We start from the raw sequence: 23382 nt of genomic DNA on the forward strand, positions 1-23382 counted from the left end.
CGGGCCGAAAGCCTGTACCACCAAGCTGTGCTGGCACCGCAGGGGTCTTGCGTTAGGGCCCCAAGGCAGCATGTGCGAGACCCCTGCGGTGCCAGCACAGCTTGGTGGTACAGGCTTTCGGCCCGCAAACCATCCTGGTCTTTCCTTAGCCCAGAGCGGCCACGCCGGGCAGCTCCTTGCCTTCCATGAATTCGAGCAGGGCCCCGCCGCCGGTGCTGATGTAGCTCACGCGGTCGGCAAAGCCCATTTGCTGCACGGCGGCGGCCGAGTCGCCCCCGCCGATGAGCGAGTAGGCGCCGGCCTCGGTGGCCTCGGCCACGGCGCGGGCCACGAACTCGGTGCCGAGCGAGAAATTGCTCATTTCGAAGACGCCCATCGGGCCGTTCCAGAGGATGGTTTTGCTGGCGCGGATGATGTCGGCGAACTCCTCGCGGGCGCTGGGGCCCAGGTCGAGGCCCATCCAGCCGGCCGGAATGCTGTCGCTGGGGGCCACGTCAACGTCGGCGTCGTTGGCAAACGCGTTGGCGATGAGGCTGTCGCCGGGCAGCACCAGGTTCACGCCCTTGGCCTTGGCGCGGGCCAGGAGGTCGCGGGCCAGGTCCACTTTGTCGGCCTCCAGCAGCGAGCTGCCCACGTGGCCGCCCATCGCCACGGCAAACGTGTAGGCCATGCCGCCGCCGATGAGCAGGTTGTCCACCTTGTCAAGCAACTTGTCGATTAACAGAATCTTATCCGAAATTTTGGCCCCGCCCATGATGGCCGTGAAGGGCCGCTCGGCGTGCTCCAGCACCTTGCGGGCGTTGTCCACTTCGCCCTGCAGCAGGTAGCCGCCCACCCGGTTTTCGGGGGCAAAGTACTGAGCCATTACGGCCGTGGAGGCGTGGGCGCGGTGGGCCGTGCCGAAGGCGTCGTTCACGTACACGTCGCCGAGGGCGGCCAGGCGCTGGGCGAAGGCCGGGTCGCCGCCTTCTTCCTCTTTATGGAAGCGCAGGTTGTCGAGCAGCAGCACCTGGCCGGCTTGCAGGTTTTTGGCTTTTTCCAGGGCCTCGTCGCTCAGCACGTCGCCGCCCCAGAGCACTTCCTGGCCGTATTCCTGCTGGAGGCGCAGTACGAGGCTTTCGAGCGAAAACTTCTTCTCGTAGCCGCCCTTGGGCCGGCCCAGGTGCGAAAGCAGCACCACGGCGCCGCCGTCGGCCAGGATTTTTTTGATGGACGGCGTGGCCGCCCGGATGCGAGTGTCGTCGGTGATGTGCAGGTCTTGGTCGAGCGGCACGTTGAAATCGACGCGCACCACGGCGCGGCGGCCGGCGAAGTTGGTGTTATCCAGGGTGTTCATGGAACGGGGGAGGGGTTAAGTAGTCGTGCAAAAGTAAACGGGTTGTCAGTTGCTCGTTGTCAGTTGTTAGTCATTAACTTATAAATCAGCTAATAACTGACAACGAGCAACTGACAACATGAAAGAAGAAAGTGCTGCAAAGGTGCCGGAAGAATGCCGAACGCCCCACGGGGCCCCGGCCTGGCCATTGAACGGCGCGCGCCGGCTTTTGTGACGCCGCGCCCGGGGCCCTGGGGGCCCTACCGCGCGGCCGCGGCCCGGTGGTAGGCCGCCAGCGCGTCGATGGGCCCCTGGATGATGCGGCCCACCGCCATGCCGTGGCGGGCGGCGGCGGCGGCCAGCGCGTCGCGGAAGTGGTAGCCCACCGAGCCCACGCAGTTGAACGCATAGCGCTGGTAATCGGGGTAGTGCGTCACGATTTGCAGGAAAAACGCCTCGAACGTCTGCGCCACCGCGGCCTGGCAGTAGGGCTCGTGGTAGTGCTCGCGGGCCAGCCGGGCAAAGCTGGCCAAGAAGCGGTTGGGCAGCGGCTGGCTGTAGAGCCGGTCGAGCACCTCGCTGAGGTCGCCCAGGCCGTGGCTGGCCTGCATGGCCGCCGCCAGGCCCGCCGGCACCCGGCCGCGTAGGTAGTCGCGCAGCAGCAGCCGGCCCAAGTACGTGCCCGCGCCCTCGTCGCCGAGCGAGTAGCCCAGCGACTCCACCACGTGGGTAATTTTTTCGCCGTCGAATAGGCACGAGTTGGTGCCCGTGCCCAGGATGGCGGCGAAGCCCGGCGCGTGGCCCAGCAGGGCGCGGGCCGCCGCCAGCAGGTCTTCGGCCACGTGCACCTGGGCCCGCGGGAACACCTGGCGTAGGGCCCCGGCCACCACTTCGGCCTTGGTCGGCGAGAGCACCCCCGCGCCGTAAAAATGCACCGCCCGCACCGCCGCCCGGGGCACGGCCGCCGGTACGGCCCGTGCCAGCGACGCGGCAATGGCTTCCGTGCCAACAAAATAGGGGTTGTAGCCTTCGGTGGTGAAGCGGAGGGGGGCGGCGGCCCCGAGCAGGTGCCAGCTGCACGTGGTCGAGCCGCTGTCGGCGAGTAGTACCATCGGCGCGAAAGTACGCGGGAGCCAGCGGGTGCGCCACCCGCCGCGCCCGGGGCCCGTCGGCCCCGAAAAGAAGGCGGACCCCCGGAGGCGGGGAAAAATAGATTTTTATTTAAGAACAATCATTCTGTAAATAAAAGAACCTGGCCTACCTTTGCAGAACAATCATTCCAAATCCTTTTTCTATGAACCGTTTGCAAGATAAAGTAGCCGTCGTCACGGGCGGCAACAGCGGCATTGGCTTCGCCACCGCCCAGGAATTCATTGCCGAGGGGGCGCAGGTCGTCATCACCGGCCGCAACGCCCAAGCCGTGCAGGAGGCCGTGGCCCAGTTGGGGCCCCGGGCCGCGGGTGTGGTTTCCGACGCGGCCAGCATGGCCGATTTGCGCCAGCTCGCCGCCCAGGTGCAGGCCCACCACCCGCGCATCGACGCGCTGTTCGTCAACGCCGGGGTGTCGTTTGCCGCGCCCTTCGCCCAGGTCGATGAGGCCCATTTCGATGCGCAGTTCGACATCAACGTGAAGGGGGTTTACTTTACTGTTCAGCAACTGCTGCCATTGTTCAACGACGGTAGCGCCGTTATCCTGAATGGCTCGACCACGGCCCACCGGGCGTTTCCGGGCGTTTCGGTGTACTCGGCCACGAAGGCGGCCATCGTGGCCCTGGCCCGCAACCTCTCCCTGGAATTACTCGACCGCCGGATTCGCGTCAACGTCGTTAGCCCCGGCCCGATTGACACGCCCATCAACCACAAGATGTTTGCGAAGCTGGGGATGACGCCCGAAGCGGCCACCCAGGCAGCAGCCAGCTACGCGGAACTCGTGCCGATAAAGCGCGTCGGCCAGCCGAAGGAAATTGCCACCGTAGCTGTTTTCTTGGCCTCCGATGATTCATCGTTTGTGCTGGGGGAGGAAATCATTGCCGGCGGCGGCATCGGCACGCTGTAGCGCTGGGTCGGCGCGCGCGGTTACGCGGCATTCCGCACGCTCCGGGTTGGGGCGTGGGGAGTGCCGCGTTTGCGGTAGTGGTGGCGCCGGGGCCGCCCACCGGCCCCGCTGCAACGCCCCCCGCTTGCGGCCGGGCGGGGGGCGGGCTGGTATCTTCGACACGTTTTTCACCCCCGCTTGCCGCCCGAGTTATGGCCCGTCCCCGCGCATTTGATGAAGCCACCGCGCTGCAAAAAGCCCTCGAAACCTTCTGGTACCGGGGCTACAGCGCCACTTCTGTGGAGGATTTGGTGGCGGGCACGGGCCTCAGCCGGGCCAGCCTCTACGCCACGTTTGGCGACAAGCACGCGCTATTTCTGCGGGCCCTGGGCCAGTACCAGCAACAAGCGTTTCACACCCTGACCGCCCTTGCCGCCGACCCCGCCGTGCCCGCCGCGGAGCACGTCCGCCAAGTGCTGGAACTAACGGCGGGCCTGTGCCAAGCCGATGCCGGGCAGAGGGGTTGCTTTATGGTGAACACCATCACCGAGCTGGTGCCCCACGACCCGGAGGTGCAGGCGCTGGCCGCGGAGTACCAGCACTTTCTGGAAACGTTGCTGGCCACCGTCCTGCGCCGGGGCCAGCAGCGCGGCGAGGTGCGGCGCACGGCCGCGCCCCAGGCCCAGGCCCGCCTGCTGGTCAGCGTCCTGAACGGAATGCGCGTGATGGCCAAGGCCGACGCCGACCCGCAACTGCTGCGCGACGTGGTGGACACGGCCCTGCTGGCACTGGCGTAGGGCCCCCGCGGCGGCTGGGGCGGGCAAATACCGGCGCGGCGCGTACCTTGCCCGCGCCCCCACCAAACCCCTGCTTTATGGCTTCCCGCCGGAAATTTCTGCATTCCTCCGCCGCTGGCCTGGCCGGGCTGGCCGCCGCGCCGCTCGCCGCCGCGGCCCTGCCGGGGCCCCCCGCGGTGGGCAAGCCGCTCGTCATTTCTACCTGGGACGCCGGCCTGAACGCCAACCGCGGCGCCTGGAAAATTCTGGGCCCCGGCGGCTACGCCCTCGACGCCGTGGAGGCCGGCGTGATGGTGACCGAGGCCGAGCAGAGCTGCTGCGTGGGCCTGGGGGCCAACCCCGACCGCGACGGCATCGTGACGCTCGACGCCTGCATCATGGACGACAAGTACGGCTGCGGCAGCGTGGCCGCCCTCGAGCGCATCAAGCACCCCATCAGCGTGGCGCGCCGCGTGATGGAGCGCACCCCGCACGTGATGCTGGTGGGCCCCGGCGCCCAGCAGTTTGCCGTGGCCCAGGGCTTCCCGCTGGAGGAGCAAAAGCTGAGCCCCGACGCCGAGAAGAACTACCGCGAATGGCTGAAAACCAGCCAGTACCATCCCGTCATCAACGTGGAAAACTCGGGCACGCGGCCCGTGGGCCCGGCCGGGGGCCCCAACAACCACGACACCATCGCCATGCTGGCCCTTGACGCGCAGGGCCGCCTGAGCGGCAGCTGCACCACCAGCGGCATGGGCTTCAAGATGCGCGGCCGCCTGGGCGACTCGCCCATCATCGGCGCCGGCTTGTTCGTGGACCCCGAGGTGGGCGCCGCGGCCGCTACTGGCCAGGGCGAAGACGTGATTCGCATGGCCGGCTCGCACACCGTGGTGGAGCTGATGCGCCAGGGCCGCTCGCCGCAAGCCGCTTGCCAGGAGGCCATTGCGCGCGTCGCCAAAATTAAGGGCCCCCAGGCGCGCGACATCCAGGTGGCGTTCATCGCCGTGAATCGCCAGGGCCAAATAGGGGCCTACGCCCTGCAAAAAGGCTTCAGCTACGCGCTGAGCACCACCGACACGCCGCGCCTCGTCAACAGCGAGTACTTCCTGAAGTGAGCCGGCTGCTGGAAATCTGCGCCGCGTCGCTGCCCTCGGCGCTGGCCGCGCAGGCCGGCGGGGCCCACCGCATCGAGCTGTGCCAAAACCTGGAGCAGGGCGGCACCACGCCCTCTTATGGCTTGATAAAGGCGGTGCGGGCGCGGCTGCGCATTCCGGTGTTCGTGCTGATTCGGCCGCGGGCGGGCGGCTTCGTGTACAGCGCCGACGAGCTGGCCATCATGCGCGCCGACATTGAAGCGTGCCGCGCCCTGGGCTGCGCGGGCGTGGTGCTGGGGGCCCTCGACGCGGCCGGCCGCGTGGACCAAGCGGCCTGCCAGGCCCTCATTGCCGCCGCCGGCCCGCTGTGCGTCACTTTCCACCGCGCCTTCGATGCCTGCCCCGACCAGCCGGGGGCCCTGGAAGCCGTCATCGCCCTGGGCTGCCAGCGCGTGCTTACCTCGGGCGGCCAGCTCACCGCCGAGGCCGGGCAAAACCAGCTGGCCGCGCTGGTGGTGCAGGCCGCGGGCCGCGTGCGCATCATGCCCGGCGCGGGCATCACGGCGTCTAATATCCAGACGCTGGCCGCCCACACCGGGGCCCCCGAGTTCCACGCCAGCGCCAAGCGTCTGGTGCCGGCTGAGGCCAGCGCGGGATTGTTTGCCACCCCGCAGTTCGAAACCGATGCTGCTTTAGTGGCCGAGCTGGTGGCGCTGCTGTAGCGTGAACTCTGCGAGTCCGCGAGTTGAACGGGCTCGGCGCGTGTAGTGCGGGCTTTGTAGTCCGCGGCACTCGCTTCGTCCTGGCGATAATCGTTCGGCAACCGTTCAAAGCCGCGGACTACAAAGTCCGCGCTACAGACTGTGCAGCAACCGTTCAAACACGGGGACTCGCGAAGTCCACGCTACGGGCGGCGGGGCCCCGTTGCCCTTCTTACCTTTGCGCTACTATGAGAATTGGCATTTTTTTCGGGGGCACTTCGCGCGAGCGGGAAATTTCGTTTGCTGGGGGCCGCACCGTTTTTGATAACTTGGATAAGGCGCTGTTTCAGCCGGTGCCCATTTTTGTGGATAGCCTGGGGCGGTTCCTGCTGCTCGACTGGCAGTACTTATACAAGGGCACCATCCGCGACTTTTACCCGCCGGTGGCCGCGCTGCCGCCCACGGCCCACCCGTGGTCGGTGTACGTGGAGAGCCTGGGCTTGCCCACGGGGCCCCTGCTGGACCCGGACCTGAGCCGCGTGGGCCGCCAGGTGATGCCCGAGGAGCTGCCGCTGCTGATGGACTTTGCCTTCCTGGCCCTGCACGGGCCGGGCGGCGAGGATGGCGCCATCCAGGGCTTGCTGGAGTGGCTAGGTGTGCCGTACTCGGGCTCAGGCATTTTACCGTCCGCGTTCGGTATTGACAAGGTGGCGCAGAAGAAGCTGCTGCAAGCTACGGGCCTAGCTACGCCGAAGTTTCGCGTCATCACCGCCGCCGCCTGGGATGCGGCCGACCCCGCCGCCGTGCTGGCCGACACCGTGGGGGGCCTGGGCCTGCCGCTGGTGTTCAAAGCGCCGCACCAGGGCAGCAGCATCGGCATTAGTATGCTGAAGGAAAGCAACTTGGCCGCGTTCGAAGCAGCTATGGAACGCAGCTTGTTTCGCAAAAAACTGACCCGCGCCGAGTGGCAAGGCCTGGGCGAAGAAGGCCAGCGCGCTTGGGTGCAGCACTTGGCGGATATCCGCGAAGGCATCGGCCTGCCCGTGGTGCTCGAAGCCGCCGCCGGGGCCCCGGCCACTGATGCGCTCGAGCCCATCTACCACCCCGAGGCTTTGCTGGGGGCCCTAAGTGCTTGGTTTGAAACGGCCGACGCGGTGCGCCTGGCCAGTACCCACGGTGAAACAGCGGTGCTAGTAGAAGCCTTCGTGGCCGGCCGCGAGTTCTCGTGCATTGTGGTGGAGAATGAGCGCGGCGAGCCGCTGGCCTTGCCGCCCACTGAGATTCTGAAGGGCGAGGAACTGTTCGACTATCGCTCGAAGTACTTGCCCGGCCTGGCCCGCAAAATCACGCCCATCGACCTGCCGGAGGCCGAAATCGAGCGCATCCGGCAGCAGTGCCAGGCCATGTTTCGCACGTTCGGCTTCCAGGTGTACGCGCGGCTCGACGGTTTCATTCAGGCCGACGGCACCATCTTTCTCAACGACCCGAACACGACCAGCGGCATGCTGCCGGCCTCGTTCTTCTTCCACCAAGCGGCCGAGATTGGCCTGAACCCCAGCCAGTTCCTGACCTACCTCATCCGCATGTCGCTGGCGGCGCGCCGGGCGGGCGGCATGGCACCGTTCAAGCTGGGGGCCCTGCTGGCGACGCTCGACGCGGCGGTGGCCGACCGGCAGCAGGCCGGCGCGGGCGGGCGCATCCGGGTGGCCGTCATCATGGGCGGGTACTCGTCGGAGCGCCACATTTCGGTGGAGAGCGGGCGCAACATTTTCGAGAAGCTCAGCTCGTCGGCCAAGTACGCGCCGGTGCCGGTGTTCCTCACCGGCTCGGCCCAGGAGCACCGCCTTTATGTACTGCCCATCAACGTGATGCTGAAGGACAACGCCGACGACATCCGCGAGAAGATTGAGCACGCCGAGGCCGGCGAGGGGCCCCACCCCATCCTGGCCAAAATCCAGGCCGAGGCGGGGGCCCTCACCCGCACCTACGCCGGGCAGGGGCTGGTCCAGCCGCGCCGCATCTCGTTCGCGGAGCTGGCCGAGCTGGCCGATGAAGTGTTCATTGCCCTGCACGGCCGCCCGGGCGAGGACGGGGCCCTGCAACAGGAGCTGGAACGCTTCGGGCTGCCCTACAACGGCTCGGGCGTGGCCAGCAGCGCCGTCACCATCAACAAGTTCGAAACCAACCGCCGCCTGCGCGCCGCCGGCCTGCTCGTGGCCGACCACCGCATGGCCCCGCGCCTGGAGTGGGCCGCCGACCCCGAAAGCTTCTATCGCAGCCTGGAAACGCAGTTTCCGTACCCGTTCATCGCCAAGCCGGCCGACGACGGCTGCTCGTCGGCGGTGAAAAAGATTAAGAACCGCGCCGAGCTGGTGGCCTTCACGGAGCTGATGTTCCGCGACCAGGAAGACCTGCTGGCGGGCCCCGCCGAGGTGCTGCACCTGGGCTTCAAGGAGGAGTTTCCGCAGAAAGACGCCTTTTTGGTGGAAACGTTGATAAGCCGTGACGGGGCCGCGCACTTCCTGGAAGTGACCGGGGGCCTGCTCACGAGCTACGACGAGGATGGCCGGCTTGCCATCGAGGTGTTCGAGGCCAGCGAGGCCCTGGCCAACGGCGAGGTGCTGAGCCTGGAGGAGAAGTTTTTGGCCGGTGAGGGCCAGAACATTACGCCCGCCCGCTACGCCGCCGAGCCCGGCGAGCGCCAGCGCGTGAGCAACGAGGTGAAGGCCGTGCTGCACCGCGTGGCCGAGGTGCTCGACATCCAGGGCTACGCCCGCATCGATGCCTTTGTGCGGGTGCGCCAGAGCGGCGCCGTGGAGGTTATCATCATCGAAGTCAACTCGTTGCCCGGCATGACGCCCGCCACCTGCATCTTCCACCAAACGGCCCTGGCCGGCTACACCCCCTACCAGTTCGTGGACCGGATTCTGGAGTTTGGCAAGGCGCGGGCCGGGCGGGTGGCCGCCGGGGCCCCGGCGTAAGGCAGGGCCCCGGGACTCACTACACTCTGAAACGTCATGCTGAGCGCAGCCGAAGCATCTCTCCTGCGGCAGTAAAATTTGATTAGTTGAGCAGAAGAGATGCTTCAGTTGCGCTCAGCATGACACTTAAAGTCAAATATCAATAACCAACCTATGGCCAGTTTTTTCAAAGCCAACACCCCACTCGATGTTGTGAAGCATCTGGCCTTGGTGCTGGGCGCGGCGGCGCTGCTCGTGCTGGGCTTTTTCTACGTGTACCTGCCCGTGACCACCCACCACGGCGAAACCATCACGGTGCCCAAGGTGACGGGCATGAACGTGGCCGACCTGGAGAAATACCTCGACGAGCGCAACCTGGCGTACTTCGTCGACGACTCCAGCTACAACCCCGGCATCCGGCCGTTCACGGTGCTGACGCAGGACCCCGCGCCGGGCGAAAAGGTGAAGGAGGGCCGCAAAATCTACCTGCAAGTGGCCATGAAGCGCCCGCCGGTCATCAAAATGCCCAAGCTGGTGGACGGCTCGGTGAAAAACGCCCAGCTCATTTTGCAGAGCTACGACCTAGTGGTGGGCCAAATCAAGCTGGTGCCTAACCTGGCCCAAAACGCCGTGCTGAAGCAGTTCGTGAACGGCAAGGAAATTGTGCCCGGGTCCCCCGTGGCCAAGGGCACGCGCATCGACCTGGAAGTGGGCGACGGCCTGGGCAACCAGGAATTCCCGGTTCCGAACCTGGTGAACATGCCGCAGGACGAGGCCGTGACGCTGCTCGTGGGCCAGGGCCTGCAAAAAGGGGAGGTATTCGAAGTGGCCGCCGAGGAGGGTCAAACCGCCGGCACCGTGGTGCGCCAGCGCCCCGTGCCGGGCCCCGACGCCACCATCCGCATGGGCCAACTCGTAGACCTGTGGATTGCCAAGTAGTCGCCGCCCCGCACTAAAGCGCAGAGCCCGGCGTTGGCGCTCACTACCACCTTGTTCCGTATGATTCGACTGCTTCGCTTGTTGCCGGCATTGCTGCTGCTGGCCCTGGCCGCCCGGGCCCAAAGCGTGTTGCCCGTGCAGCCTTTGCCCGCCGACCCCAGCCGCGCGGCCCCCGCCCGGGGCCCCGTGGTGGCGCGGCGCGGCACGGCCCTGGGGCTGCCGTTTTTTGACGACTTCACGACGCCGCGCGAGGGCAACCCGCGGGTGCAAAACTGGCTGCCCGGCGGCGGGGCCCTGGTGAACAACCGCCTGCCGGTGCACCCGCTCACGCGGGGCGTGGCCACGCTCGACGGCCTGCGGGCCAACGGCCAGGGCTACGGCAACACGCCGAATTTCGGGGCCATCGACTCGCTCACGTCGCAGCCCATCGACCTGAGCGGCTACGGCCCCGGCAACGGGGTGTTCCTCACTTTTGCCTGGCAGGAGGGGAGCGTGGTGGGCCCCTCGGAGCGCAGCAGCGGCAGCACGCCGGTGGCGCTGGAGCTGTTTTTCCTGGACCGCGACGGGCGCTGGGTGTCGCAGTGGAAGCAGCTGGCCGGCGGGGCGGCGGTAAGCGGCTTCCGGCAAAAAGCCGTGGCCGTGGCCGATGCGCGCTACTTCCACGCGGGCTTTCAATTTCAATTTCAGGCCACCGGCAACGTGTCCGTTAGCACCGACGCTTGGAGCCTAGACTACTTCGTGCTGGGCGCCAACCGCACGGCCGCCGATACTACCTACGCCGACCTGGCCACCGCCCAGGGCCTGGGCAACCCGCTGCGCCGCTACACGGCCCTGCCTTGGTGGCAGTACAACGCCGCCGCGCCGGCCAGCGAGCTGAACCCCATGCTCAACGCCGAAATTACCAACCTCAACCCGGGGCCCATCCCCACGCCCATCAGTTGGACGGGCACGGTGCAGGACGTGGCCGGCGGCTTCCAGGGCACGTGGCTCACGGATAGCCGCAGCATTCCGACGCAGCCGCGCCAAACCGTTATCGGGGGCAGCGCCCGCACGGCGCCCCTGCCCACCACCAGCGCCGCCAAGCAGCTGCGCTACACCCTGGCCCTGAACACCCGCGTGGCCGCTGGCGACCGCACCCTGCCCAACGACACGCTCAGCCGCGACGTGTTCCTCAACGATTACTACGCCTTCGACGACGGCACGGCCGAGGCCGTGCTGGCGTTGCCGGCCACGTCCACGGGCCCCATCCAGTACCTGGCCTACGCCCTCGACCTCAACCAGCCCGACCAGGTGAAGGGCGTGCGCCTGTACCCCGTGTTCCTGAACAACGCCCAGGGCGACAACGGGGCCAACCGCAGCGTCACCATCGGGGTGTGGGCCGACGACAAAGGCCAGCCCGCCGCCACGCCCCTGATGACCCAAACCGCCACGCTACGCAACCCGCTCACCAACCCGTCGGCCGCCGGCCAACCGTTTGTCGACGTGCTGTTTAGCGCCTCCGTGCCCGTGAGTGGGCGCGTGTACGTGGGCTACGGCCAAACCGCGCGCGGCCAGTTCCTGCCCTACGGCATCGACCTGAACAACCCGCCCCCCGCCAACACCCTCTGGCGCACCAACCAGGGCACGTGGCTGGCGTTTTCGGCCCTGCCCGCCGGGGCCCCCATGCTGCGCCCGCTGCTCACCAACAACCAAACGGTAATTACCGCCACCACGCCGCCCGCGGCCGCCGGGGCCCCCGCCGTGTTCTCGCTCTACCCCAATCCGTTGCCCACAGGCGGCACCATCGCGGTGGCGGGCCCCGCCTTCGCCCGCGCCAGCCTGCTCGATGCCCTGGGCCGCACCATCTGGGAGCAGCCCGCCGCCGAAGCCGGCCGGCCCCAGCTCACGCCCGGCCGCTTGGCCGCCGGCGTGTACCTGGTGCGCCTGCACCTAGCCAACGGCAGCACCGTAACCCGCCGCCTGGTGGTAAGTGAGTAAGAAAATAATGTAAAACGGAGTGGGACTCCGTTCAGCGTCCACGCGCCGAACGGAGTCCCACTCCGTTTTACAAACGGCTTGAAGCCGCTGCCCGGGGCCCTAGTTCACGAAGGGCATGTCGAGGTCCTGGCCTAGGCTGGTGAGGGGCGCGTTGGGCACTTGGCCGGTGAGGCGCGTGGTGAGGGCCCGGGCCTCGGCGGGGCTGAACACGTCCAGTTCGCGCAGCCAAGCCACGCGGCGCAGCTGGGGCTCGATGTTGCCGAGCGGATTCACGGTGCCGTATTCGCGGCGCAGGTAGGTTTTGGCGCGGCGGTCGAGGGCGGTGGTAAAGTCCTGGAATGCGGCCCGTTCGGCGGGCGTGTCAGCCAGCACCACCTGGGCGCGGGCCGTGTGCAGCACGCGCTGGCTCCACCAATTGTGCAGCCCGTAGTAGAAAAACACCACCAAGCCCACCCCACCCGCAAACACCCAGCCCCAGGATTCGGCCAGCCACGCGGCCCCGCTTACCTCGCGGGGCACCAGCGACGTGGCCAGCCACAGGGCCCCAAACAGCAGCCCCATCAGCTGGCGCTGCGGCACCTGGCGGCGGCGCTCGGCGCGCACGGGCAGGATTTCCTCGTAGGGCATCTCCAGCTCCAGGGCAATGTGGCCGCGGCCATCGCGCTGGCACACGTATAGGCCGTGCTCGCGGAGGGCCAGTAGCGTGGCGCGGGTAAGCTGGCGTTGCTGAAAATGCATGGGCGGTTTAGTTGTCAGTTGTTCGTTATTAGTTGTTAGGTGCGAAACGCGTTGAACAGCTTGGCCTTAGCTGCGAGCTTTTCGTGGCCGATTGTCTAGTCGTTAAATGAAAATCTGTTGATAAAAAACTGACAACTGACAACGAGCAACTGACAACTAAAAACCTACTTAAACGGGGAGGGCGTGAAGCAAAGCACAAAAATAACCACCATCATCCAGCCCAGCCATTGGCGGCCGCGGCTCAGGGCCCGGTCGTCGGGCGCGGGCGGGTGGTAAATGCCCGTGAGCCGGCCCAGCAGCAGCCCAAATACCAGCCAGCCGGGGTTGCCCAGCACGCCCGGCACGGCCGCCGCCACGGCCAGCTGCGCCGCCCAAATGCCGGCCGCCAGCAGCAGGCCCTGGCGCGGCGTGGGCAGCGCCCGCCAGCACACCAGCCCCAGGTACAGCGCGTAGGCGGGGCCCCAGTACAGCCACGTGTCGGGCGCCGAATGCAGCGAAAATAGCCCCAGTCCGGCGTAAAAAATGAAGCCAATGAAAAGCACCCGCGCCAGCCGGTTGAAGCGCCGGGCCCCCAGCAGGCCGTATAGGATGTGGCCGCCGTCGAGCTGGCCCATCGGCAGCAGGTTCAGGGCCGTGAAGAACAGGGCCAGGGCCCCGGCCAGCAGCACGGGGTAGTGCAGCAGCTCGTTGGGGTGGGGCAGGCGGGCCGGGTCGGCAAAACCAAATTCGAGCAAGCGGTAGAGCAGCGGCCGGGCCAGGCTGATGCCGTCCGGGGCCCCCGGCGGGTACACGTACTGCGCGTAATTAGCCCCGTACCGGGCGTACTCGGGGTGAATCTGAAACAGGTAACCGAGCGGCGGCAGGTGCGTGAAGCCGTAAATCAGCAGCGGCACCGCCACTACGAAGCCCGCCAGGGGCCCCGCCAGCCCAATGTCGAAGAATTCACGCCGCGAGAAAATCCGGTCCTGGATGCGAATCACCGCCCCAAACGTGCCCAGCCCCAATGGGAACGGAATGAAGTACGGCAGCGATGTGGCCACCCGGTTGCGCCGCGCCACAAAGTAGTGCCCAAACTCGTGCACCGTGAGCACGCCCAGAAACGGCAGCGCAAACCACAGCCCGCGCACCCATTCGCCGGGCCCCGGCAGCGGCGGCAGGCCCCACACGCCCAGCGGCGGCAGGCCCACGTCGCCCCGCGTGAGCTGCACGCCCGCCAGCGTGGTCGTCAGCAGCGTCAGCAAAAACAGCCCCAGGTGGCGGGCGTACACCCGGGCCGGCGGCTGGGGCAGCCGCTCGTAGCGCCGGAAGCCCCAGCCGGGGCCCCCGTCGGCAGCTTCGGGTGGCGAGGTTAGTAGTTCGGGCAGGAGCAAGGGTACCCCGGGGCCCGGCGCGGGGGCAAACTCAGGCAAGGGGGGCGTATTCTCGGGGAAAGGCACGGAGGGCTTCGGGCAGGGCGGTGGTGAGGGTGAGCGGCGGGGCCAGGTGCAGCACCCGCAGCCCCAGGCGGCGGGCGGTGGCCACGTGCTGGGGGCTGTCTTCGATGAATAACACGTCTTCGGCCCGCCAGTTCATTTCGCGCAGCGCGTGCTGGAAAAACGCCTCGCCCGGCTTGCGCAGCCCCACCACCTGCGAGTAGAACACGCGGTCAAGGCAATCGGCAATGCCATTCTTGAAGCCGTACTGCGCCGCCAGCCGCCGGTTGATTTCGGCAATGTGCAGCGCGTTGGTGTTGGAGAGCAGGGCCGTTTGGTGGCCCTGGCGGCGCAGCTCGGCCACCAGGGCCAGGCGCTCGGCGGGCACGTCGAGCAGCAGCGCATGCCACGCCTGGTCAATTTCTTCGTCGGTGGCCGCCAGGTCGTAGGTCGTGCGCAGCCCGTCGCGGAATTGGGCCGGCGTAAGCTGGCCGGTTTCGAGCTGGTCGAATAGTTCGGCCTGTTCGGCCTGGCTGTATTCCACGGTGCTACCCGCCCGGCTCAGGCGGCGGAAGGCGGCGGGGGTGCGGGCGTAGTCAATGTCGATGAGGACGCCGCCGAAGTCGAAAAGCAAATGGGGAAGCATAAGGTATAAACGTGGCCAGCGAGGATGCCGGCCGCTGCACAAAGTTTGCTCCCGCCAGGTGCCTTTGCCCCCGCTTGCGCACGTAATTGCCTTCGCTGGCGTATCTTTGAATTGCTGGTAGCTTCTTTAGCTACCATGCGGGCCTATAGCTCAATCGGTTAGAGCAGCTGACTCATCAACAGGCGTTCTTTGAATTCATGAAACAATGTGTAGTTTGTGCACAACCCATCGCTGGTCAAAAGCAGAAGTATTGTAGCAATACATGCAAGCAGAAAGACCATTACCACCGGGTGAAAGCGCAAACTAATACGTATCACTCGCAAACCCTACGGTCATTGAAGCGCAAGCTGCACTTGATTGAAGAGTTTGGCGGGGGGGTGTCAGAAATGTGGCTACCGTGCCAACGCTGCGGCGTTGCACTTTCATCATTCCGAGCCGAGTATGAAAAGCATGAAGCTGGACATGCGGGTGCTTTCCAATCGGAATTGGGAAAGTATTGCTGCCGAAGCAAGTAAATGTGAACTCCTTTGTTCCAACTGCCACGCGGAAACGCATCATCCCGAACTGACGTTTCAGAATATTCAACGAATGCTTAGCGGTGCCTCCCGGCAGGAAACTACGGGATGAGCAGGGGGTTAACTCAGGGAAACCTGTTCGGAGCAAATGGCCCCGATGGCAATCCTGAGCCAAGCCGGGGAACGGTCATGAAAGTACCCGGAAGGTGCAGAGACTAGGAAGTGAGCAGACCATGCAATACGCTTTCACCAACGCCCCCCACCTACCCTTGCCCCACCAGGCGAGCACGGTGATGAGATAGTCCAACTACTTCGGGAAACCGGAGGAAAGTGAATCAGCAGGTCCTTGGTTCGATTCCAAGTGGGCCCACAAAAAGGCTTTCCTGCAAGCAGGAAAGCCTTTTTTGTTTTACCGACACTGGGTTGGCGCCCAAAAGCTGCTGAATACCGCCGCTCCACCAGCACAGCTAGGCTATTGCAGTCAATTAATTCGCACCGGGGCCCCAACCTACCGCACCAGCAGCTCGGCGGGGGGGCTTTTGCGGCCGTTGGGGGCGATGGTGACGGCCCGCACCAGCAGGCGCGCGCCCTGCGGCACGGCCAGCGGCTTGGTGTAGAGCTCGGTGGTTTCGTCGGGCAGGTGGCCGTCGAGGGTGTAGCGGATTTGAGCCCCCGGCACCAGCGAGCGGAGCGTGAACACGGCCCGGCCGCCCTGCTTCACGGCGCTGAGGCTGTCGAGGCCCACGGGTTCGGGCACGCGGTAGTTGATGTTTTTAGCGTCGAGGTGGGCAAACTGCTGGCCCAGGCGCGGCAGAAATTCGGCGTAGTTTTTCTTAGCGGCGGGCGTCCAGGCTACTTCGGCCACGGCCAGCAGCCGCGGGAATAGCATGTACTCCGCCTTCTGCGGCGTCGCAATGTATTCCGTCCACAGGTTGGCCTGGGGCCCCAGCACGTGCTTTTGTTGTTCGGGCGTCAGCTCTTTCGAGAGTGGATTGTAGCCGTACACCTTTTCCAGGGGCAGGTAGTTGCCAATCATCAGCGGCTCGTTGGGGCTGTGGGGCTGCGGGTTCTGGCCGGCGTCGAGGTAGAGGTAGCCGGCGGGCGTCATCACCACGTCGTTGCCGTGGCGGGCGGCCTCGATGCCGCCCTTCTCGCCGCGCCAACTCATCACGGTGGCCTTGTCGTCGATGCCGCCTTCCAAAATTTCGTCCCAGCCGATGAGCTTCTTGCCTTTGCTCGTCAAAAAGGCCTCGATGCGGCGGTTGAACCAGCCCTGCACCTTCTCCACGTCGGTGTAGCCCTCTTTTTTCATGATGTCCTGCACCGCGGCGCTTTCCTTCCAGCGGGTTTTCGGCGCCTCGTCGCCCCCAATGTGCACGTAGGGCCCCGGAAACAGGGCGCACACCTCGGTCAGCACGTCCTCAAAGAAGCGGAACGTAGGCTCGGTTGGGCACACGATGTCGTCGATGACGCCCCACATCGTCCAGGTTTCGTAGGGCCCCGGCTTGCAGGCCAGCTCGGGGTAGGCGGCCAATATGGCCACCGAGTGGCCCGGCATTTCAATTTCGGGCACGATGGTGACGTAGCGTTTCTGGGCGTAGGCCACCACCTCGCGGATCTGGTCCTGGGTGTAGAAGCCGCCGTAGGGCGTGCCGTCGTACTTGAACTCGGCGGGCGTTTTGAACGTCTGCTGGGCCCCAATCAGTGTTTGTTTGCGGAAGGCGCTGATTTGCGTGAGCTTGGGGTATTTCTTAATTTCGATGCGCCAGCCCTGGTCGTCGGTCAGGTGCCAGTGGAAGGTGTTGAGCTTGTAGGCGGCCAAAAAGTCGATGTACTTCTTCACGAACTCGACCGGGAAGAAGTGGCGGCACACGTCGAGCATGCCCCCGCGCCACCCAAACGCCGGCGCGTCGGCAATGCGCACGTAGGGCACGCGCGCGGCGGCCGTGGCCTTGGGTGGCAGCAGTTGCAGCAGCGTCTGGGTGCCGTAGAACAAGCCCGCGCCGCCCGCCGCCGTAATGCTCACGCCACTTTTATCCACCACCAGCTGGTAGCCTTCGTGGCCCCCGGGGGCCCCGGGCGCGGCCGCGAGCAGCCGGATTTGCGCGGCCTGGCGGTTGGTCGTCAGGGCCACGGTTTTGCCCAGCGGGGCCAGGAAGCCTTTCAGCAGCTCGGCCACGTTTTGGGCAGCCGGGCCGGCGGCGTACACGCTGACTTTCTGGGGCAGGGCGTAGGTGCCGGCGCTGGTTTGCACTTCGCGGGGCAGCGGCACCAGGCCCAGTGGGGTGGCGGGCTGCTGCGCAAGCGCGGGGGCCCCCAGCAGGAGGCCGGTGGTGAGGATAGTACCAAAGCGGGCGGGAAACATCGGCATAAAAAAGAGCAAAAGGTGAGAAAAGCGGGTGGGCAAAAAGGAAGGTAGCAAGCGGTGCTGCTGCCACAGGAGCTTAGCTGCGTCAAGCTAATTAATTCGAGAAGGAAACGTAGCCTTTCTCGGGGTTTTTGGCCGTGCCTTTCACCACGCGCACCGGCCCGGTGGTGGGCACCACGGAAAGGTTGCCCACCACCGGGCCGGTGCCGCTGAAGTGGAGGTGCGAAAAACCACCGGTGGTGAAATCAGAATGACGGTGGCCCGAGCACCAGTCCCAACCCTCGGAGCGGTTGGCGGGCCCCGGCTGCACCGCGCCAAACGGCACGTTGGCCCCCCACGAATACGTGGCCGTGGAAACCCGTGCCGATGCACGCGTCAACGTACCGCGTGAGGCTTCGGGGCCCCCGGCTGCCGGCCGCGGTGGTGGCCGCAGTTTTGGTGCTGGCGCAGGCTGCTAACGCAGCCGGGCCGCAAGCCAACGCAGCCGTTGGGAACAATAATTGGGTGGGACGGAGCCTCATAAAACGTATTTCAGGTTTATTCCTGAATCAGAAAGAATATAGCACGTCATGCAGCGCGCAGCGAAGCATCTTTATTGCGTAATTAATTATGATTACTGCTGCGGGAAAGATGCTTCACTGCGCGCTGCATGACGTTCTTTTTTGTGCGATTTCTCACTCGGAAATAACTCTACTGCTTTTAATTAGCCGCCACGGGCAGCAACTGCTTTTCCACGTTCCAGCCCTCTACCGACACCAGGGGCGTGGGGCCCCCGGGGGTATAATCCATTACTACGGTGGTGCTTTCGCCGGGCAGCACCGATACATAGTTATCGCTGTAAAACACGGGCAGCAGGCGCTGCTGCGTGCTGGGGTTCACCAGCGCCAGGCGGTTGAAGAAGGCCACCGGGGCGTTGGCCGGGTTGGTCAGCGTTACGGATATTTTGTTCTTGGCCAGTTGCTTGGCGGCTACTTTGACGGTGGTTTTGGCCATGCTTTTCAGCCCCGAATACTCGCCTTTCGCATCGGGCAGCCAGTAGAAGTTACTGCTGACGACCTTCTTGTTCAGGTCTTGCAATTGGAGCGAGAGGAACATTCCCTGCTGCTTGCCCAACCGCCGCACCACCGGGCCGATGGGCAGGTAGCTTTTGGCCATCGACGGATTAATCTCCACGATGACCTGCGTGATGTTGGTCTTCTTGCCGGCCAGGTCGTAGGCGTCCACCACCAGCATCAGGTCGCGCTGCACGGCAAACGAGTTGTTGGCAATCATCACCATGCTGTCCACGGGGTTGTACATGGGGTGCAGTGGCGCGCTGCCGCTGCGCAGGCCGTAGAGGCAGGCGTTGGGGTCGAGGTAGTAGTCGTACATCTGGCCGCGCATCGACGTCCAGGGGTTCTGCGTTTTCCAGATGATGGTGCCCGTGTACCATTCCCACATGTGCGCGCTGAAGCCTTCCATCAGGGCCCGGTACTGGTTGTAGTTGACGAGCTGGGCTTTAAGGGCAAAATCCCGCACGTCCTTTGGGGCCCCATAAGGCAGCAGGTGGTTTTCGTAGCTGATGTAGAGGTGGTAGTTCCACACCGAGTCGACCGTTTCGGCGGGCCGGTGGGCGGGGTTCCACTGGGGCGCCACCAGGTTGGCCTTGGGAATGAACCGCTCCAGCGATTCGTAGTCGCCCACGCCCACCGAGCCCACCTCGGAGTTGAACGGGTACGTGCGCACGCCCCAGAAGCTGCGCGGGTCCTGGATGCCGTAGGGCCCGTCGCCGTTGCCGCCCAATCGGTTGTACGACAGGCTATCGGAGTTGGAATACGGAATGAACCAGCGCGTGCCGTCCAGCTTTGGCAGGATGGAATCGGCCAGCGCCGTGAAAATGTCCTTCGGCGGGGTGATTTCGTTGCCGCCGCACCACATGGCCAGCGAGGCGTGGTTGCGCACCATTTTTACCTGGTCGGCGGCCGAGTTGATGAACAGCCGGTGGTCGTCGGGGTACTGCCGGCGCGTCCACTGGTCGTCCGCCTTTTGGGGGTCCAGCCAGCGGCCGTTGGCGTCGCCCGACATCCAAAAGTCCTGGATGACGAGCAGGCCGTACTTGTCGCAGGCCGCGTAAAACGCGGGCCGCTCCACCAGGGCCCCGCCCCAAATCCGAATCAGGTTCAGGTTCATGTCGCGGTGAAACCGGATTTCGGCGTCGTAGCGCGCGTCCGTAAACCGGAGCATGGCGTCCGAAATAATCCAGTTGCCGCCCTTGATGAACACCTTCTGGCCGTTCACCAGCACCTGCCGGCTCTGGGTTTTGGGGTTCCACTGGGTTTGGATTTCGCGCACGCCCACCTCCATGGTTTCCGCGTCAGACACGGTTTTGCCGCCGATGATGAACTGCATTTTCAGCGGGTACAGGGGCTGGGCCCCGTAGCCGTTGGGCCACCACAGCTTGGGGTTGGGCAGGCTCAGGTTCTTAAGGCTGACCACCTTGATGGTGCGCGCCGGAATGCTCACCGGCTGCGACACGGTGTGGCCGTCCAGGGTGTAAGTCAGGGCCCCCGCCACGGCCTTGGCCGTGGGGTTTTCCAGCTCGGCCGATACCTGCACCGTGGCCGGCGCCTGGGGCCCCGCGGGGAGGTGCACCCCGGGCACGCGGGTCACCACGTGCGGGTTTTTCAGGTTGACGGCCCCGGTGCGCTCCAGCGTCACCTTGTCCCAGATGCCGGTGTTGCGGTCCCGGATGGGCTGAATCCAGTCCCAACCGGCCGTGTACTGGGTGGCCACGCTCTTGGCAATGCGGCCGTCGCCGCCCTGGCCGCCGTTGGGGTTGCCCACCGGGTCGGCGGGGTACACGATGACGGCCAGGCGGTTCTGGCCGTTGCGGGCCAGGTAGGGCGTCACGTTGTAGGCCTGGCGCAGAAACATGCCGTGGTGGGTCTGCTTGTTGATTTTCTGGCCGTTCAGATACACCTCGCAGCTGTAATTCACGCCCCGCAAGTGCAGCCAAACCTGCTCCTGGCCGGCCACCGGTGCCTCCGCGAAGTCCTTCACGAACCAGTAAGTGTAGTAGTCGCGGCCGGTGGTGTAAATATCCGGGATGCGCTTGTTGTTCATCCCGTAGAACGGGTCAGGCACCTGTTTATTAGCGAGTTGGGTCGTCAACACGGTGCCGGGTACCACGGCCGGGGCCCACCCCGCCAGCACGTACGAAGGCTGCGAAAGCACCAGCCCGTCGGCGCCGGCCTTCGCGGCGGGCAAGCACTGCCAGCCCGAGTTGAGTTCGCGCCGGGTTTGGGCCCACAGCGGCAGGTGGAGGAGCAGCGCGCACAACAGGCAAAATGGCAAGCGGTAAGTCATCGGCAGGGCCCCAAGAGGCAGTTGTTGGCGTAAATAGGTAACGAAATAAGACCGTCATGCAGCGCGCAGCGAAGCATCTTTTTCGCGTAACTAATTATGATTGCTGGCGCGGGAAAGATGCTTCGCTGCGCGCTGCATGACGGTCTTGGTTTATTTGGTTAGGCTGTTAATTATTGACCAACTGGCACGGTGAGAGCTTGCCGAACCGGGAAATCCGCTTTCAGCCGGATGTCGTCCGACGCGGCGCCCACCAGGGCGGTAAAGGTGCCGGGCTCCACCACCCAGTTCATTTTCGGGTCCAGCAGCATCAGCTCGTCGGGGCCCAGGGCGAAGGTTACGGTCTTTTCTTCGCCGGCCCGTAGCGCGAAGCGCTGGAATTTCTTGAGCTGCTTGGCAGGCGTCACCGTTGAGCTGACGTTGTCGTTTAAATACAGCTGGGCCACCTCATCGCCGGACCGGGCGCTGGTGTTTTTCACCTTGAAGCTGACCTTAACCTGCACGGTGCCCGCGCTTTCCACCACGTCGGTGCGCAGGTCGGAGTAGGCGAATTTGGCGTAGCTCAGCCCGTAGCCGAAGCTGTAGAGCGGCTTGGCGTCCAGCTCCACGTAGTCGTGCCGGGCCGGGGTTTTGTAATTGTAGTACACCGGCAGCTGGCCCACGCTTTTGGGCACTGAAATCGGCCGGCGCCCGGCGGGGTTCACGTCGCCAAACAGCACGTCGGCCACGGCGTTTCCTCCTTCCTGGCCCGGGTACCCGGCATCGAGCGCGGCGGGCACGTGGGCCGCCAACCAATTCAGGTTCAGCGGCCGGCCCTTGATGAGCACCACCACTACCGGCGTACCGGTGGCCGCCAAGGCCTGCACCAGCTGCAGCTGCTTGCCCAGCAAATCCAGCGTGGCCCGGTCGTAGCCCTCGCCGCTCTCCATGTCGCTGACGAGCTGGCCGCCCGCGGCAGCCGTGACGGTGGCCGCGCCGGTGCTCTGGTACTCGGTTTTGAAGTCGCGGGCGCTGGAGCCGCCCACCACCACCACCGCCACCTGGGCTCCCCGGGCTGCCGCCACGGCGCCGGCAATGTCGGCGCTCGTGGTGTCGCGGATGGCGCAGCCTTTCACGTAAGCTACTCTCGTTGCGGCCGATACCTTGGACCGGATGCCTTCCAGCACCGTCACGACGTTGTCCGTCGGCTGGGGCGCGGTGTAGTCGCCCAGCTGGTTGTAAATATTGTCGGCGTTGGGGCCGATAACGGTAATAGTTTTCAGGGTTTTGCTGAGTGGCAGCAGGTCGCGCTCGTTCTTCAGCAGCACCACCGACTCCTGCGCCACGCGGCGCGCCAGCTGCACGTGGGCGGCGGTTTTTACCTGCTTGGCCGCTTTTTTCACCGCCACGTAGGGGTTTTCAAATAGGCCCATTTCGAACTTCTGCCGTAGCAGCCGGCCCACGGCCCGGTCCAGCACCTCGCCCGATACCACCCCGTCGTTCACCGCCGCCAGCAGCTCCTTATCGTAGCCGTAGCCACTGAGGTCGGTGTCGAGGCCGGCGTTGATGGCCGCCGCCGCCGGGGTGGCCGCCACGCGGTGCCCGCCCACCAGCCCCGAAATGCTGTCCAGGTCCGACACCGTGAAACCCTGGAAGCCCCACTGCTTGCGCAATAAGTCCGTTAGCAAGAACGCGTTGGCCGAGCACGGCACGCCGTCCACGGAGTTGTAGGCCGTCATCACCGACAGGGCCCCCGCCTTGACGGCGGCCCGGAACGGCGGCAAAAAGCTCTGGTACAGCTCGCGGGGCCCCGTGCCGATGCTGCCCCCGTTGTGCCCGCCCTCGGGCACGCCGTAGGCCGTGAAGTGCTTGAGCGTGGCGATGATGTGGGGCCCACCCACCGGGCCGGGGCCCTGGAAGCCGCGCACCATGGCCACGCCCATCTGGCTGTTCAGCACGGGGTCTTCGCCGTAGGTTTCCTCCACCCGCGACCAGCGTGGCTCGCGGGCCAGGTCCAGCACCGGGCCGTGGCCCACGTGGGCCCCCTGGGCGCGGGCCTCGGCGGCAATGGCGGCGCCCATCTGCTCGATCAGGGCGGGGTCCCAGGTGCTGCTTTGGCCGATGGAGGTGGGGAACACCGTGGTGCCGATGGCCATGTGGCCGTGCGGGCACTCCTCGGCCAGCAGCAGTGGGATGCCCAGCCGCGTGTGCTCCACGGCGTAGCGCTGCAAGGCGTTGGTGGCCTCGGCGGCCAGGGCCGGGTCGAGGCCGGTTTTGAGCGTTTTCTGGGTCCACGGGTCGGCGCGCAGCGTGGCCCACAGCATGCCGGTGTGGCGCGCGTCCACGGCCTCCCGGTACGCCGGGCTGATGGCTACTTGGGGGCCCTGCTTCTGGTACATTTCCCAGCCCAGCAGGGTCGAGAGCTGGCCCACTTTCTCTTCCCGCGTCATCCGGCCCAGCAGGTCCTGCACCCGGGCCTCGGTGGGGGCATTGGCGTTTTTGTAGAGCGGCGGGCCGGCAGTTTGCGCCCGGGCGGGCCCGGCGCTGGCAATGCTCAGTCCGAAAAGAATTCGCTTAAGCATAGG

General features: G+C 65.7%; 16 protein-coding genes. 7 read left to right on the forward strand and 9 right to left on the reverse strand.

The genetic code is table 11. The features are described 5' to 3' along the window. Nucleotides 1-145: 145 nt before the first annotated feature. Both AXW84_RS06570 and AXW84_RS06575 read right to left on the reverse strand, forming a co-directional pair. Complete coding sequence (locus AXW84_RS06570) at nt 146-1336, reverse strand: phosphoglycerate kinase (RefSeq protein WP_068230318.1); 1191 nt, start codon at nt 1334-1336, stop codon at nt 146-148. Nucleotides 1337-1575: 239 nt separating this feature from the next. Next, entirely contained in the window at nt 1576-2427 is an 852-nt protein-coding gene (locus tag AXW84_RS06575; protein WP_068230320.1) for an N-acetylglucosamine kinase, read from the reverse strand. A 182-nt stretch (nt 2428-2609) separates the two neighbouring features. Here AXW84_RS06575 and AXW84_RS06580 point away from each other — a divergent pair, with 182 nt between their 5' ends. From AXW84_RS06580 to AXW84_RS06610, 7 genes are all read left to right on the forward strand, one after another. Further along, a complete protein-coding gene (locus tag AXW84_RS06580) occupies nt 2610-3371 on the forward strand; it encodes an SDR family oxidoreductase (RefSeq protein WP_068230327.1) in 762 nt (253 codons plus the stop codon). A 191-nt stretch (nt 3372-3562) separates the two neighbouring features. Then, a complete protein-coding gene (locus AXW84_RS06585; protein WP_068230329.1) occupies nt 3563-4147 on the forward strand; it encodes a TetR/AcrR family transcriptional regulator in 585 nt (194 codons plus the stop codon). 77 nt (nt 4148-4224) lie between these two features. Further along, the gene (locus tag AXW84_RS06590) at nt 4225-5241 is read left to right on the forward strand and encodes a N(4)-(beta-N-acetylglucosaminyl)-L-asparaginase (protein WP_068230334.1); all 1017 of its coding nucleotides are present in this window, start codon (nt 4225-4227) and stop codon (nt 5239-5241) included. Further along, nucleotides 5238-5942 (forward strand): copper homeostasis protein CutC, encoded by a 705-nt coding sequence (locus AXW84_RS06595; protein ID WP_068230336.1) that lies wholly within the window; start codon nt 5238-5240, stop codon nt 5940-5942. The genes AXW84_RS06590 and AXW84_RS06595 overlap by 4 nt, the downstream gene beginning before the upstream one ends. 227 nt (nt 5943-6169) lie before the next feature. Further along, nucleotides 6170-8902 (forward strand): D-alanine--D-alanine ligase family protein, encoded by a 2733-nt coding sequence (locus tag AXW84_RS06600; protein WP_068230338.1) that lies wholly within the window; start codon nt 6170-6172, stop codon nt 8900-8902. A gap of 153 nt (nt 8903-9055) precedes the next feature. After that, entirely contained in the window at nt 9056-9820 is a 765-nt protein-coding gene (locus tag AXW84_RS06605) for a PASTA domain-containing protein (protein ID WP_068230340.1), read from the forward strand. A 60-nt stretch (nt 9821-9880) separates the two neighbouring features. Beyond that, nucleotides 9881-11797, forward strand: a complete 1917-nt coding sequence (locus tag AXW84_RS06610; protein WP_157886857.1) for a T9SS type A sorting domain-containing protein — start codon at nt 9881-9883, stop codon at nt 11795-11797. A gap of 99 nt (nt 11798-11896) precedes the next feature. Here the strand turns inward: AXW84_RS06610 and AXW84_RS06615 are convergent, their stop codons facing one another. From AXW84_RS06615 to AXW84_RS06645, 7 genes are all read right to left on the reverse strand, one after another. Continuing rightward, nucleotides 11897-12535, reverse strand: a complete 639-nt coding sequence (locus tag AXW84_RS06615) for a hypothetical protein (protein WP_068230344.1) — start codon at nt 12533-12535, stop codon at nt 11897-11899. Between the two features lie 164 nt (nt 12536-12699). Then, nucleotides 12700-13944: a site-2 protease family protein gene (locus tag AXW84_RS06620; protein WP_236943266.1), complete on the reverse strand. Its 1245-nt coding sequence runs from the start codon at nt 13942-13944 to the stop codon at nt 12700-12702. After that, nucleotides 13937-14593 (reverse strand): HAD family hydrolase, encoded by a 657-nt coding sequence (locus tag AXW84_RS06625; RefSeq protein ID WP_071891063.1) that lies wholly within the window; start codon nt 14591-14593, stop codon nt 13937-13939. The genes AXW84_RS06620 and AXW84_RS06625 overlap by 8 nt, the downstream gene beginning before the upstream one ends. Nucleotides 14594-15616: 1023 nt before the next feature. After that, nucleotides 15617-17479 carry a beta-N-acetylhexosaminidase gene (locus tag AXW84_RS06630; RefSeq protein WP_157886858.1) on the reverse strand — a complete coding sequence of 621 codons (1863 nt, stop codon included), beginning with the start codon at nt 17477-17479 and terminating at the stop codon, nt 15617-15619. Nucleotides 17480-17570: 91 nt separating this feature from the next. Further along, nucleotides 17571-17855 (reverse strand): hypothetical protein, encoded by a 285-nt coding sequence (locus AXW84_RS24595; RefSeq protein ID WP_204248430.1) that lies wholly within the window; start codon nt 17853-17855, stop codon nt 17571-17573. A 320-nt stretch (nt 17856-18175) separates the two neighbouring features. Next, nucleotides 18176-20821: a glycoside hydrolase family 2 protein gene (locus tag AXW84_RS06640; RefSeq protein ID WP_068230358.1), complete on the reverse strand. Its 2646-nt coding sequence runs from the start codon at nt 20819-20821 to the stop codon at nt 18176-18178. Nucleotides 20822-20991: 170 nt separating this feature from the next. Beyond that, complete coding sequence (locus AXW84_RS06645) at nt 20992-23379, reverse strand: glycoside hydrolase family 3 N-terminal domain-containing protein (protein ID WP_068230361.1); 2388 nt, start codon at nt 23377-23379, stop codon at nt 20992-20994. Nucleotides 23380-23382: the final 3 nt, after the last annotated feature.

It is taken from the genome of Hymenobacter sp. PAMC 26628 (genome assembly GCF_001562275.1).
Classification (GTDB): Bacteria; Bacteroidota; Bacteroidia; order Cytophagales; family Hymenobacteraceae; genus Hymenobacter.